The organism is Acidovorax sp. JMULE5, assembly GCF_013376875.1.
Taxonomy (GTDB): Bacteria; Pseudomonadota; Gammaproteobacteria; order Burkholderiales; family Burkholderiaceae_C; genus Acidovorax; species Acidovorax facilis.
In genome coordinates this window covers 3,091,320-3,104,009 of the sequence record NZ_CP035951.1, presented here as the reverse complement: position 1 = coordinate 3,104,009, position 12,690 = coordinate 3,091,320, and the positions used below count along the sequence as shown (strand labels likewise).

At 67.4% G+C, this 12,690-nt stretch carries 12 protein-coding genes; 7 read left to right on the top strand and 5 right to left on the bottom strand.

Annotated elements, in window-relative coordinates:
- Positions 1–102 precede the first annotated feature (102 nt).
- Positions 103–1,086, top strand: coding sequence for a tripartite tricarboxylate transporter substrate binding protein (locus EXV95_RS14085; protein ID WP_176887323.1), 984 nt, complete (start codon positions 103–105; stop codon positions 1,084–1,086).
- Positions 1,087–1,250: 164 nt separating this feature from the next.
- On the top strand, positions 1,251–2,852 hold the full coding sequence (locus tag EXV95_RS14080) for a gamma-glutamyltransferase family protein (protein WP_176887322.1): 1,602 nt from the start codon (positions 1,251–1,253) through the stop codon (positions 2,850–2,852).
- Between the two features lie 30 nt (positions 2,853–2,882).
- Here EXV95_RS14080 and EXV95_RS14075 read toward each other — a convergent pair whose 3' ends face one another.
- Complete coding sequence (locus tag EXV95_RS14075) at positions 2,883–3,521, bottom strand: hypothetical protein (RefSeq protein ID WP_176887321.1); 639 nt, start codon at positions 3,519–3,521, stop codon at positions 2,883–2,885.
- A gap of 58 nt (positions 3,522–3,579) precedes the next feature.
- Between EXV95_RS14075 and EXV95_RS14070 the strand changes: the two genes are divergently transcribed.
- The 3 genes from EXV95_RS14070 to EXV95_RS14060 all read left to right on the top strand — a co-directional run bounded on the left by EXV95_RS14070 (position 3,580) and on the right by EXV95_RS14060 (position 5,173).
- Positions 3,580–4,179 carry a DUF2975 domain-containing protein gene (locus EXV95_RS14070; RefSeq protein ID WP_176887320.1) on the top strand — a complete coding sequence of 200 codons (600 nt, stop codon included), beginning with the start codon at positions 3,580–3,582 and terminating at the stop codon, positions 4,177–4,179.
- A gap of 24 nt (positions 4,180–4,203) precedes the next feature.
- Positions 4,204–4,473 carry a helix-turn-helix transcriptional regulator gene (locus EXV95_RS14065; RefSeq protein WP_176887319.1) on the top strand — a complete coding sequence of 90 codons (270 nt, stop codon included), beginning with the start codon at positions 4,204–4,206 and terminating at the stop codon, positions 4,471–4,473.
- 85 nt (positions 4,474–4,558) lie between these two features.
- The gene (locus tag EXV95_RS14060) at positions 4,559–5,173 is read left to right on the top strand and encodes a hypothetical protein (RefSeq protein ID WP_176887318.1); all 615 of its coding nucleotides are present in this window, start codon (positions 4,559–4,561) and stop codon (positions 5,171–5,173) included.
- Positions 5,174–5,200: 27 nt separating this feature from the next.
- Here EXV95_RS14060 and EXV95_RS14055 read toward each other — a convergent pair whose 3' ends face one another.
- From EXV95_RS14055 to EXV95_RS14040, 4 genes are all read right to left on the bottom strand, one after another.
- Positions 5,201–6,106: a DMT family transporter gene (locus EXV95_RS14055; RefSeq protein ID WP_176887317.1), complete on the bottom strand. Its 906-nt coding sequence runs from the start codon at positions 6,104–6,106 to the stop codon at positions 5,201–5,203.
- On the bottom strand, positions 6,103–7,248 hold the full coding sequence (gene queA, locus EXV95_RS14050; protein ID WP_176887316.1) for a tRNA preQ1(34) S-adenosylmethionine ribosyltransferase-isomerase QueA: 1,146 nt from the start codon (positions 7,246–7,248) through the stop codon (positions 6,103–6,105). Before queA ends, EXV95_RS14055 begins: the two co-directional genes overlap by 4 nt.
- Positions 7,249–7,338: 90 nt before the next feature.
- Entirely contained in the window at positions 7,339–8,295 is a 957-nt protein-coding gene (locus tag EXV95_RS14045) for a 1-phosphofructokinase family hexose kinase (protein WP_176887315.1), read from the bottom strand.
- Positions 8,296–8,299: 4 nt separating this feature from the next.
- A complete protein-coding gene (locus EXV95_RS14040) occupies positions 8,300–9,580 on the bottom strand; it encodes an HD-GYP domain-containing protein (protein ID WP_176887314.1) in 1,281 nt (426 codons plus the stop codon).
- A gap of 102 nt (positions 9,581–9,682) precedes the next feature.
- On the opposite strand from EXV95_RS14040, the gene recG reads away from it, so the two are divergent.
- Together recG and EXV95_RS14030 are read left to right on the top strand one after the other, a co-directional pair.
- Complete coding sequence (gene recG, locus EXV95_RS14035; protein WP_176887313.1) at positions 9,683–11,839, top strand: ATP-dependent DNA helicase RecG; 2,157 nt, start codon at positions 9,683–9,685, stop codon at positions 11,837–11,839.
- A gap of 76 nt (positions 11,840–11,915) precedes the next feature.
- Complete coding sequence (locus EXV95_RS14030; RefSeq protein ID WP_176887312.1) at positions 11,916–12,689, top strand: hypothetical protein; 774 nt, start codon at positions 11,916–11,918, stop codon at positions 12,687–12,689.
- Position 12,690: the final 1 nt, after the last annotated feature.

The window sequence follows — 12,690 nt, the reverse complement described above, 5'->3', positions numbered from 1 at the left end:
TGGCAAAGCATCTTGCTGAAATGCTGTTGGTCAAGCAAGGCGCAGCTTCCTAAGATGGTTCCATCCTCTGTTGTGTCCGATTTCTTTGCGGGAGTGCTCTGTATGCGTCTACTTTCCTGGGGCCGTGGTGTCTGGGGCCTGGCCGGCCTGCTGGTGCTGGCATCTGCTGCGCAGGCACAAGCCAATTGGCCGGACCGCCCCGTGCGGGTGATCGTGCCCTTTCCGGCCAGCGGCGCGACCGACCTGGTGGCCCGCGTGGTCACCCAGCGCGTGGCGGCCGACCTGGGCCAGCAACTGGTGGTGGACAACAAGCCCGGCGCGGGCGGCACCCTGGGCACGGCCGAGGCGGCCAAGGCCGCACCCGACGGCTACACCCTGCTGCTGACCACCAGCAGCACACATGCCATCTCGCCCCACCTCATGCCCAAGCTGGCTTATGACCCGCGCAAGGACTTCACGCCGGTGGCCCATGTGGCCGACGCACCCAGCGTGCTGCTGGTCACCAACAGCCTGCCGGTCAAGACCGTGGGCGAACTGATTGCCTACGCCAAGGCCCACCCCGGCAAGCTCAACTACGCCACCAGCGGCAACGGCACCATCGTGCACCTGAACACGGCCGCCTTCAGCGCCCAGGCGGGTGTGGAGATGACGCACATCCCCTACAAGGGCACGGCCCTGGCCATCCCTGACCTGATTGCCGGGCAGACGCATGTGCTGTTCGATTCCCTGCCCACCGGCATGCCGCACGCCAAGGCCGGCCGCCTACGCGCACTGGCCGTGACCAGCGAAAAGCGCAGCACCCTGGCGCCCGAGCTGCCCACGCTGGCCGAATCTGGCCTGCCCGGCTATTCGTCGGTGACCTGGTTTGGCGTGTACCTGCCCGCCGGGGCTCCCCCCGCCTTGGTGGACCGCGTGCACAAGGCTTTTGCCAAGGCCGTGCAGGCGCCCGAGGTGGCCGAGAGCCTGGCCAAGCTGGGCGTGGAGCCCGCTGCGCCGCGCACGCCCGCGCAGTTTGGTGCCATGGTGCAGGCGGACAGCAACCGCTGGGCGACGGTGATTCGCCAACACAAAATAAGCATTGAATAACCCCCCTGAGGCGCTGCGCGCCTTCCCCCCGCTCTCGCACCGCTGCGCGATGCGGGCGAGGGGACGACACCCTCGGTGCGGGGCGGCCCTTCCTCGGTGTCCTTTTCCTCGGACACGCCAGTTTTCATCCGAGCGGGTCCTGGCCCGCCATGGAGTCCCATCACATGAACCCCCAAGCCCTCGACTGGTCCCTTCCCTACGCCTCCCACCGCAGTGCGGTCATGGGCCGCAATGTGGTTTCCACCTCGCAGCCGCTGGCCGCGCAGGCGGGCCTGCGCATGCTGCTGGCGGGTGGCAACGCGGTGGACGCCGCCATTGCCGCTGCCATGGCGCTCACGGTGGTGGAGCCCACGGGCTGCGGCCTGGGCAGCGACGGGTTTGCCATCGTGTGGGATGGCAAGGAGCTGCACGGCCTCAATGCTTCGGGCCGCTCGCCTGCGGCATGGACGCCTGAATACTTCGAGAAGCTGGGCGGCATCCCCGAGACGGGCTGGAACGCCGTCACCGTGCCGGGTGCCGTGTCGGCCTGGGTGGCGCTCTCCAAGCGCCTGGGCAAGCTGCCGTTTGCACAACTGGCCCAGCCCGCCATCGAATATGCGCGCAATGGCTTCCCGGTTTCGCCCACCATCGCCCGCCTGTGGGCGCTGGGCGCGGCCAAGCTGGGCACGCAGCCCGGGTTTGCCGAGTGCTTCATGCCGAATGGTCGCGTGCCCCAGGCGGGCGAAATCTTTCGCAGCGAAGCCCATGCGCGCACGCTGGAGCTGATTGCCGAGACCGAGGGCGAGGCTTTCTACCGCGGCGTGATCGCTGAGCGCATCGCGGCGCATGCGCAGGCGAATGGCGGTGCCATGACGCTGGCCGACCTGGCCGCGCACCAGGCCGACTGGGTGGGCACCATTCAGCAGCGCTTTGGTGATTCCGTGGTTCATGAAATCCCGCCCAATGGCCAAGGCATTGCCGCGCTGATGGCGCTGGGCATGCTCGATGCCCACGGTGTGGGCACGCACCCGCTGGACAGCGTGGAGACCGTGCACGCCAGCATCGAGGCCATGAAGCTCGCGTTTGCCGACCTGCACCAGTACAACGCCGACATCGACGCCATGCACGTCAAACCCGATGCTTTGCTGAACCCCGACTACCTGCGCAGCCGCGCCGCGCTGATCGACACCACGAGCGCTGGCGATCCTGGCTACGGCGCCCCGCGCCCCGGCGGCACGGTGTACCTGGCGGCGGCCGACGCGTCCGGCATGATGGTCTCGTTCATCCAGTCCAACTACATGGGCTTTGGCTCGGGCGTGGTGGTGCCGGGCACGGGCATCAGCCTGCAGAACCGGGGCCACGGCTTCAACCTGATCCCGGGCCACGCCAACCAGGTGGCGCCGCGCAAGCGCCCGTCGCACACCATCATCCCGGCCTTCGCCATGCATGCCGACGGCACGCCGCAGATGGCGTTTGGCGTGATGGGCGGCCCCATGCAAAGCCAGGGCCACACGCAGATGGCGCTGCGCGTGCTGCGCTACGGCCAGAACCCGCAGGCGGCGGCCGATGCACCCCGCTGGCGCGTGACGGGCGGCAAGGGCGTGGCGGTGGAGCCAGGGTTCGACCCCGTCGTGGTCGCCGCACTGCGCGCGCGCGGGCACGAGGTGACGGTGGAAGAGGGGAATGGCGTGTTTGCCTTTGGCGGCGCGCAGCTGGTGCTGAAGAACGGCAACAGCTACATCGCAGGCTCCGACCCACGCAAGGACGGGCACGCGGTAGCGTTCTGACGCGCCTTGCGCGCGGCGCCCTGGGGCGGCTCAGCGCGCTGCGCAGGTCGGAAACCGCTTGGCGAGCTCGTGCGCCGGCATCGTCTCCGCGAGATCGAGGTTGCGCACCAGCGGGATGTATTCCCCCGTTTCGGTGAATCGCAAGAGGGTGGTCACGACGCGGCTGCCGGAGCCGCCTTGTTGGCAGCCCGACAGTTCCAGCCCCAGGCCCAGCTGGCGGGAACCATCGTCCGTGCCTTTCCAGCCCATGGCCCGCTCTCGCAGGGCCTGCAGGCGCGGCAGGGCGGCGGGGTCGATCCGCCAGACCTGCACATGGGTCCGGGACGTTTCATATTCCGCGAGCACGCTGCGATCGGCCGTGCTGCGCAGCTCCTGCAGGGGCAATTTTTCTTCCAGGCGCTCGGTGGCGATGGCTCCCCCGGGCTTGCGCAGCGTGCGCGAAACGCTCACCGTGAGCTCCAGTGCGTTGCCATGAAGCTGCAGGCCCGGGCTGTGTACCACGGCGGCGCGCAGCGCGGCGGGGTCCAGCGTCTCCAGCTGGAGCTGCCGCAGCTTCCACAGCGATGACACCGGCACACTGCCGCAGGCGGACAGCAGCACCAGGGCCAAAAGACACGATGAAGCACGGAGAAAAGCCAAAGGGCGCAGGGGTGTGAAGAAAAAAAGCATGGTGATAAATTTCTGTTTGACGGTATATTATTATTGTTTCACAGAAAAATTACCAACCATGACGCAACATTCACCCCCATCGGTATCTTCTGTTCACAGCCCCTCGTTTCGCCGCCTGGCCTGGGGCCTTCTGGCGGCCAGCTGGGCGTGTGCCCTGGTATCGCTGGTGTTGTCGATGGCGCGCTGGGCGGCCATCGGGCATGAAACGGGTTGGGGTGGCTGGATGCCGCTTTCGGTGGTGCCCTCGCAGGCCTTGTTGGTCGGCCTCACACCGCCGCCCTCCATGGAGACCCATTGGCGCTGGGTGGGCGTGGCGCTGGAGTGCATTCCCGCTGCGGCCATGCTGTATGCGGTGCTGTGCGTGCATCGCATCTGCCGGTCCTTTCTGGCCGGGGCCGTGTTCGGGCCGGCGGTGGTGCACGGGTTCCGTGGCGTGGGCTGGGGCTTTTTGGCGATGTTCGTGACTTCACTCGTCTACCAGGCGGGGGTGACGGCGCTGCTGTCCTGGCTGGCTTCCGGCCAGCAGAACGGCCTGGTGGCGCTGGGCGTGGGACCGTTTGAAATGAGCGTATTGGTCGTGGGGCTGATGATGTTGCTTCTGGGGCACGTGCTGGCCGAGGGCCACCGCCTGCAAGCCGAAGCGGATGCGTTTGTTTAGCAACTCGCCAGCGAAGGAATTCCCATGGCGATTGTCGTGACCCTGGATGAAATGCTCGCACGCCGCAAGGTCAAGTCGCGCGATCTGGCGGCCCATGTGGGCATCACCGAGGCCAACCTGTCCCTGCTCAAGAGCGGCAAGGTCAAGGGCGTGCGTTTCGAGACCCTGTCCGCCATTTGCAGTTATCTGCAGTGCCAGCCGGCAGACCTGCTGGCCTGGGTGCCCGATGCGGAGTCGGAGGAGGGCGAGGCGCCTTCGCGTGGCGGGGCTGGTGGCTTGGCCCAGGGCGACTAGGGCAGTGCGAGGCACGCGTGGCTCCGGCCCGCGACTGGCCTGGGCAGTAGCTGGGGCGCTGTTGCTGCATGGATTGGTTCTAGCGATGCTGAGTAGAAGCGATGGTGCTCTGCGGACTTCGCCCGAGCGCAGCGATGCACCTGCCATGGTATGGGTGACGCTGGCGCCGCAGCCCGCGTCCACGGCACCCAGCAAGCCGTTGCCAGCTGCCATGCCCCGGCCTGCCGCCCCAGCCCGGAGCACTACACCCGTTACCAGCGCGCAGGGCCGCACGCAGGCCGTTATTCGCAGCGGGCGGCCGATCGCTGTGGAGCCTGCTGCGCCTGATGGCAGCGTGGAGGGCTTGACCGCCGCACTGCCAGTTGCGCCCGCGCCGCGGGCGCCGGCATCCGGGCCGGGTGATGCCCCACTGGCTGCTCCCAACATGGACGATGTGGCACGGGCGCTACAGCGCGAGCGGGCCTGGCAGCGCCGGCAAGGGGCACAGCAACCACAGCCGCCGCATCAGCGCTGGGAAGTCGCTCCAGCGGGTGCCTTGGGATCTGGCATTGCCGAGCGCGACCTGCGCGGCGCAGAGGGCCGACGCACGGTTCAGGCTGCGGGCCCTTGGGGCACCTACTGTGTGGAGTTGCCTTCGGCCAACCAGCCTCCGTCCATGGGGGCTGCGCCCCGCGTTGCGCCAACCAGCACCTGCCGCTGAATGCTGGGGCGGCGATGGGCAGTGCCGTCAGCGCGTTTCCCGCACGGTCAGCCAGGTGCTGGCCGCGCCGCTGAGCACGATCGCGGCGATCCCGGCCATCGACCAGCCATCGGGCACATGGCGGTACACCAGCCAGCCCGCCAGCATGGCAAACCCGATCTGCGAATACAGGAACGGCGCAATCGTCACCGGCGTGGTGCGCGCATAGGCATGGAGCAGCAGCATGTGACCCACCGCGCTCGACAGGCCCATGGTGAACATGCCTGCCCACAGCCACGGGTCGCTCACCGGCTGCCAGAAGAACGGCACGCCCAGCGACACCAGCGCGGTGGCGATCCAGCTGGTGTAGAGCTGCGTGGTGGCGGGGCTCTCCTGGCCTGCCATCTTGCTGCTCAGCACCTGGTAGCCCGTGCCCGAGGCCAGCATGCACAGCGGCCACAGCAGCGCCCAGGTGAAGGCCTCGCCACCGGGCCGGATGATGGCCAGCGTGCCCGCCAGGCCCGCCACCACCAGCAGCCAGCGCAAAGGGCTCACCGGCTGGTGCAGCCAAAGGGCCGCCACCACCGTCACACACAGCGGCACCGTGGCCACGATGGCCGTGAACTCCGCCAGCGGCAAGGCCGTGAGGCTGATGAAGCCGAACAGGCTGGTCATGGCGAACAGCGCGCCGCGCAAGGCCTGGAAGCGGGGCTGTGTGGTGCGCAGGGCAGGGCGCCCCGCCCGTTGCAGCACGAAGGCCGTGGTCAGCAGCGACTGGAACACATAGCGCATCCACAGCGCCATGACGATGGGTACGCCCACGCTGACCAGCTTGCTCGCGGTGTCCAGCAGCGCAAAGAACGCGCAGGCCGTGACGGCAAGCGCGATGCCCGCCAGCGCCGCACGCCGGCGGGCTGCGGGGCTGGTCGACGTCGCAGGGCCTGAGGAACTCACGGCGTGCTGCGTGCACGCTCCAGCAGCATGGCGTCGCCATAGCTGAAGAAGCGGTACTGCTGGGCAATCGCGTGCCGGTACAGGCCCATGATGTGGGCGTAGCCCGCAAAGGCGCTCACCAGCATCATCAGCGTGCTTTTGGGCAGGTGGAAGTTGGTGATCAGCACATCCACTACCTGGAATGCAAAGCCCGGTGTGATGAAGATGTTGGTGTCGCCAGAGGCCTGGCCCGTCTTCGCCCAGGATTCGAGTGTGCGCACGGTGGTGGTACCCACGGCCACCACACGGCCGCCGCGCTGGCGGCAGCGCTCCAGCGCGGCCAGCGTGGCCAGGGGCACCTCGTACCACTCGGTGTGCATCTGGTGCTCGGCCAGGTTTTCGGTCTTGCAGGGCTGGAAGGTGCCTGCGCCCACGTGCAGCGTGACGCTGGCACGTTCGATGCCGCGTGCAGCCAGGTCGGCCAGCACGCCCTCGTCAAAATGCAGCGCGGCCGTGGGCGCGGCCACGGCGCCGGGGTTGCGGGCAAACACGGTCTGGTAGCGCTGGCTGTCCTCGGCCTCGTCGGGGTCGTGGTCGCTGTTCTGGTGGCGCTCGATGTAGGGCGGTAGCGGCAGGTGGCCGTGGCGGTCCATCAGTTCCCAGGGCGATTCGCCCGCCGGGCCGTGCAAGGCAAAGCGGAACAGCGGGCCGTCCTCGGTGGGCCAGCGGCCCAGCAGCTGCGCGTCAAAGCCGCCCGCCTTGCGGCCACCAGCCATGTGCACCACGCTGCCGGGCAGGGGCTTCTTGCTGACCTTCATGTGGGCCACGACTTCATTACCCGGGTTGCCAGCCTCGACGGGCAGCACGCGCTCGATCAGCAGCTCCAGCTTGCCGCCGCTGGTCTTCTCGCCAAAGATGCGCGCCTTGACCACGCGCGTGTCGTTGAAGACGAGCAGGTCGCCTTCGCGCAGCAGGCCGGGCAGCTCGCGAAAGATGCGGTCCACCGGCTGCATGGCGCGGCCGTCGAGCAGGCGCGAGGCGCTGCGCTCGGGCGCGGGATGCTGGGCAATGAGTTCGGGGGGCAGCGAGAAGTCGAAGTCGCTGAGGGTGAACACGCGGGGTGCTCTGGGGGCGCTGGCTGCGCCGCTGGAGAGATCAGTCATCGTGCTTGAGGGCCGAACGGGCCCGTGCCAAGGTAAAAATTGCGGAAGGCGCGATTGTCCCACGGGGCTGCAGGCCCTGCCGGCGCCGTGCTATGGCTGGGGGGTGAACACCACCGGTGCGGGCACACTGCGCACCAGCCGCCGCACGTCATCCGCCTGGGCCAGTGTGGTGCCTGGGTGCAGCAGCGCGGCCGCCCCGGCCGCCACACCCCAGCGCAGGGCCTCGGCCGGCGCATCGCCCCGGTCCAGCGCCCAGACCAGGGTCGCCAGAAAACAGTCGCCCGCGCCCGTGGTGCCGGTGGTGGCGGGTACGTTGAGGGCGGGCGCTTGCCACACGCCCTCGCGCGTGGCCAGCACGGCGCCTTGTTCGCCCACTGACAACGCCACGATGTCGGCGGCGCCGCTGTGCACCAGCGACTGGGCGGCGGTGCACCAGTCGGCCGCATGTTCCAGCGGCTGTTGCATCACGTCGCGCAGCTCTCGCAGGCTGGGCTTGACCAGCGCCACCCCGGCCTGCAAGGCCGCCGCCAGCGGCGGCCCCGAGGTGTCGACGGCTACCCGCACGCCCCGGCCGGATGCGGCGCGCGCCAGCTGGGCGTAGAAGTCGTCCGGCGTGCCAGGCGGCAGGCTGCCGCTGGCAATCAGCCAGCGGGGTGGCGGTGTGTGGGTAGCCAGCGCATCCAGGCAGGCCTGCCACTCGCTGGCCTGCAGCGTGGGGCCGGGCAGCACAAAACGAAACTCCTGGCTTGTGGTGGTCTCGACCACCGAGAAGTTCTCGCGCGTATCGCCCGAAATTGGTTGCAGCAGCGTGGGCACGCCCTCTGCGGCCAGCAGCTGCCGCACCTGGGTGCCCGCCGCACCGCCCGCCAGCGCCCAGGCGCACACGTCTGCGCCCAGGCGGTGCAGCACCCGCGCCACGTTGATGCCTCCGCCGCCGGCGAAACGCTGCACCGGGCCGCAGCGCAGCTTGTGGGTGGGCGCAACGTGGTCGGTGGTGGTGGCCAGGTCGAGGGCGGGGTTCAGCGTGAGGGTGATCAGTGCGGGCATCGGGCTACCAGACCTTTTCGGCAAAGCCCGACCACAGCTCGTTCAGGTCGGGAAAGCGCCACTTGTCGGGGTCTTCGCGCGCCACGATCTTCTCGGTGCAGCCCGGGGCAGACAGGTCCACCATTTCGGGCGGGATGCGCAGGTCGGACTTGGTCGAGAAGAACACCTTGACCATGGGGGTAGTGAGTGCGGCTGCCGATTGTTCGGTGACCACGCCGATGCGGCCCGAGGTCAGGCGCACGAGCGAGCCCACGGGGTAGATGCCGATGCTTTTGACAAAGGCCTGGAAGATGCGGGCGTCGAAATGGTCCTTGGTCCACTCGGCCATGCGGCGCAGTGACTCGGCGGGGTCCCATCCGCGCTTGTAGGGGCGGTCGGAGGTGATGGCGTCGTACACGTCGCAAATGGCCGTCATGCGCGCGATCACGCTGATGCCTTCGCCCTGCAGCTTGTCGGGGTAGCCGGAGCCGTCCACCTTTTCATGGTGGTGCAGACAGGCGTCCAGCACCGCGTCGGGCACGTTGCCGCCTTCCTTGAGCATGTGGTAGCCCTCCACCGGGTGGCTGCGCACCACGGTGAATTCCTGGTCGGTGAGCTTGCCGGGTTTGTTGAGCACGGCCAGCGGGATGGCCGCCTTGCCCAGGTCGTGCAGCAGGCCTGCCATGCCAGCGAGCCGCTGCTGGTCGTCCTTGAGCTTGAGCTGCTTGGCCAGGGCCACCATCAGCGCGCACACGGCTACCGAGTGCATGTAGGTGTAGTCGTCGGCCGTTTTCAGGCGCGCCAGGCTGATGAGCGCGCCGGGGTTGCGGGTGACGGAATCCGAAATTTCCTCCACCAGGCTTTGGGCGCCCGCCGAGTCCACCGCGCGGCCCATGCGGGCCTCGTTGAACATCGAGACCACGGCCTCTTTGGATTTCACGCAGATGGCAGCGGCCATCTTCAGTTCGCTGTGCATGTCCGCAGGATTGCGGTTGCGCTTGGGCGGTGGCGGTGGGGATGGCAGCGTGACTTTGATGGGGGGCAGGTCCTCCAGGCGACTGAAGTCGGTGTCAATCTGCGCGTCGGCCTCCTCGCGCGACACCGACGCGGTGCCCACCGCCACGTCCAGCCCCTTGTCGGTGTCAATCCAGATTTCCTGGATGGCAGTGGCTTGTATCCGGGCCAGGTCCCCGGGGTCCTTGAGCAAGAACTTGGCCCGCCAGAACGGGTGGTCCATCCACGACCCGCAGAACTCGTGCAGATACATGCCCAGGGTGAGATGCTGAATGTGAATGCGTTTGAGCATGGTAGGAGCCCGGACTCGGAATAAACGCCCGTCTTTAGGCGTAATCAACGGTAACCATGGTAGCCTTTTTGCCCCGCCCTTGTCGTTCGCAGAACCCGCTACATGCCCGCCGCAGCCCCCAGAGTTTCCCTTAGCGCCAAGGCTTCGGCAGCCCCTGCTGCGGCCAAAGGCGGCGCGTCGTTGGCACAAAAGGCGCTGCAAAAGCTGGGGCTCCAACGTGACATCGACCTGGCCCTGCACCTGCCCCTGCGCTACGAGGATGAAACCCGCATCACCCCGCTGGCCAATGCGCGCGACGGGCAGATGGTGCAGATCGAAGCCACGGTGACCGCCAGCGAGATCCAGCTGCGCCCGCGCCGCCAGCTGCTGGTGCAGGTGGAGGACGACACCGGCTCGTGCGAGCTGCGCTTCTTCAGCTTCTACCCCTCGCACCAGAAAACCCTGGCCGTGGGTGCGCGCCTGCGCATCCGGGGTGAGATCAAGGGCGGCTTCTGGGGGCGGCAGATGATGCACCCTGCGTTCCGCGTGGCCGGCGGCGAGCTGCCTGCGGCGTTGACGCCCGTCTACCCCACCACGGCCGGTTTGCCCCAGCCCTACCTGCGCCGTGCGGTGGTGGGCGCGCTGACGCGGGTGGACTTGTCAGACACCCTGCCACCCGGTGCCGAGCCGCCGGTGACTCGGGTTTATGGCCAAAATGGCCTCCAGCGCTTATTCAGCCTGCGCGAGGCGCTCACTTTTTTGCATCACCCCACGCCCGATGTGGCGCTGTCCACGCTGGAGGACCACAGCCACCCCGCGTGGCAGCGCCTGAAGGCCGAGGAACTACTGGCCCAGCAGCTGTCGCAGCAGCAGTCGCGCCGCGCACGCGACATGCTGCGTGCGCCCGTGTTGCGCGCCCAAAAAGCCGCCGACGGTGCCTTGCCGCTGCATGAGCAGTTGCTGGCCGTACTGCCCTTCAGCCTCACGGCCGCCCAGCGCCGCGTGGGCGAAGAAATTGCCGCCGACCTGGCCCGCCAGGTGCCCATGCACCGGCTGCTGCAGGGTGATGTGGGCTCGGGCAAAACCGTGGTCTCGGCCCTGGCCGCCTGTCTGGCGATTGATGCGGGCTGGCAGTGCGCGCTGATGGCCCCCACCGAAATCCTGGCCGAGCAGCATTTCGCCAAGATGATCGGCTGGCTCGAACCCCTGCTGGCCGAGCGCGGCCGCAAGGTGGCCTGGCTGGTGGGCGGGCAAAAGAAAAAGGACCGCGCCGCCATGCTGGCGCTGGTGGCCAGCGGCGAGGCCGCGCTGGTGGTGGGCACCCACGCCGTGATCCAGGAGCAGGTGCAGTTCAAGAACCTGGCGCTGGCCATCATCGACGAGCAGCACCGTTTTGGCGTGGCGCAGCGGCTTGCCTTGCGGCAGAAACTCGCAGCCCATGGCATGGAGCCCCACATGCTCATGATGAGTGCCACCCCTATCCCGCGCACGCTGGCCATGAGCTACTACGCCGACCTCGATGTCTCGGTCATCGACGAGCTGCCCCCGGGCCGCACGCCCATCGTCACCAAACTCATTGCCGACAGCCGCAAGGACGAGGTGATCGCACGCATCGGCGCGCAGGTCGAGGCCGGGCGGCAGGTGTACTGGGTGTGCCCGCTGATCGAAGAGAGCGAGGCGCTGGACCTGAGCAACGCCACCGCCACGCATGCCGATCTGAGCGAGGCCCTGCCCGGCGTGATGGTCGGCCTGCTGCACTCGCGCATGCCCACGGCCGAGAAGAAGGCCGTGATGGCGCTTTTCACCAGCGGCCAGATGGGCGTGCTGGTCAGCACCACCGTGATCGAAGTGGGCGTGGACGTGCCCAACGCGTCCCTCATGGTCATCGAACATGCCGAGCGTTTTGGCCTGAGCCAGCTGCACCAGCTGCGCGGCCGGGTGGGGCGGGGCGCGGCGGCGTCGGCCTGCGTGCTGCTGTACGCCACCAACGACAGCGGCCGCGTGGGCGAAACCGCCAAGGAGCGCCTGCGCGCCATGGCCGAGACCAACGACGGCTTCGAGATCGCCCGGCGCGACCTGGAAATCCGTGGCCCCGGCGAGTTTCTGGGCGCGCGCCAGTCGGGCGACGCGCTGCTGCGTTTTGCCGACCTGGCCACCGACACGCACCTGCTGGAATGGGCGCGCGAACTGGCGCCGCAGATGCTGGACCGCTATCCGGAATTGGCCGCAAAGCATGTCGCGCGCTGGTTGGGTGGAAAATCTGACTATCTCAAGGCCTGACAAGCTCGCAACTGTTATGAGCCGGATGATCTCGATGGAGGGTGCGGACAGCACGGTAAGTGCCTAGAATTGCTGGATGGACGCACAGCCCCTTTTCATTAGCCTTCACGACGAGTCTGCTGGATACGAGATATCCCCAGATCGAGTGCCTCTGGCAGTCTTGCGAACTTTCGTCAAAGACGTAGAAGAGTTCCTTCGAGGAGATGGCGCTGAAGTGGATTTGCAGGCTCTGGATGTAGGTGTGGTCAAAGGCTCCCTGGCTATCCAGACTGCCCCTGTGTCGTCGCCAGGTCTCCTACGGGATCTGCTGCAGCTTGCGGCATCCGAACGTTTGGATGGCCTCGACAAAAAGCGTAGGGACGTGGTGGAACGATGGCAAAAACTCGCGCGAGGGGCGCGCCGTTGCGTGTTTCGAATTGCCGCTCCAGGCATTCCCCAAAGAGGCATCAGTATCAGCGCTGCCACCGACTTCCATGCGGACGACGCAGATCAATGGGTTCAGGTAGAGCGCTACTTGCAGGGTGAGATTGTCGAAATGGGCGGGCTCAAAAAAGTCAATGCGCATATCCGCTTGCCCGACGGCACTTTGATACCGGTGGAATCGGATCGTGAGTTCTTCCGCAGCGATACCGTAAATCGCCTCTACAAGGTCGCCATGGCCCGCATCAGCGCAGAGTACAACGTGGTGACGCGAAAGTACCGCAATGCGCGTTTGCTGGGCTTCGAAGAGCATCAGCAGACCTTGGACGAAGCGCAGTTGCGCCGTTTGACCGAGCGCGGAGCTAAGGCATGGCGGGATGTGCCTAGTGCGAGCGGTTGGGTGGATTCCCTGCGGGGAGGTGTGGCTTGAT

Bases quoted from the DNA above. Each gene is read 5' to 3' on its own strand.
- EXV95_RS14085 (WP_176887323.1), top strand. From the start codon at position 103: ATGCGTCTACTTTCCTGGGGCCGTGGTGTCTGGGGCCTGGCCGGCCTG.
- EXV95_RS14080 (WP_176887322.1), top strand. From the start codon at position 1,251: ATGAACCCCCAAGCCCTCGACTGGTCCCTTCCCTACGCCTCCCACCGC.
- EXV95_RS14075 (WP_176887321.1), bottom strand. From the start codon at position 3,521: ATGCTTTTTTTCTTCACACCCCTGCGCCCTTTGGCTTTTCTCCGTGCT.
- EXV95_RS14070 (WP_176887320.1), top strand. From the start codon at position 3,580: ATGACGCAACATTCACCCCCATCGGTATCTTCTGTTCACAGCCCCTCG.
- EXV95_RS14065 (WP_176887319.1), top strand. From the start codon at position 4,204: ATGGCGATTGTCGTGACCCTGGATGAAATGCTCGCACGCCGCAAGGTC.
- EXV95_RS14060 (WP_176887318.1), top strand. From the start codon at position 4,559: ATGCTGAGTAGAAGCGATGGTGCTCTGCGGACTTCGCCCGAGCGCAGC.
- queA (WP_176887316.1), bottom strand. From the start codon at position 7,248: ATGACTGATCTCTCCAGCGGCGCAGCCAGCGCCCCCAGAGCACCCCGC.
- EXV95_RS14045 (WP_176887315.1), bottom strand. From the start codon at position 8,295: ATGCCCGCACTGATCACCCTCACGCTGAACCCCGCCCTCGACCTGGCC.
- EXV95_RS14040 (WP_176887314.1), bottom strand. From the start codon at position 9,580: ATGCTCAAACGCATTCACATTCAGCATCTCACCCTGGGCATGTATCTG.
- recG (WP_176887313.1), top strand. From the start codon at position 9,683: ATGCCCGCCGCAGCCCCCAGAGTTTCCCTTAGCGCCAAGGCTTCGGCA.
- EXV95_RS14030 (WP_176887312.1), top strand. From the start codon at position 11,916: ATGGACGCACAGCCCCTTTTCATTAGCCTTCACGACGAGTCTGCTGGA.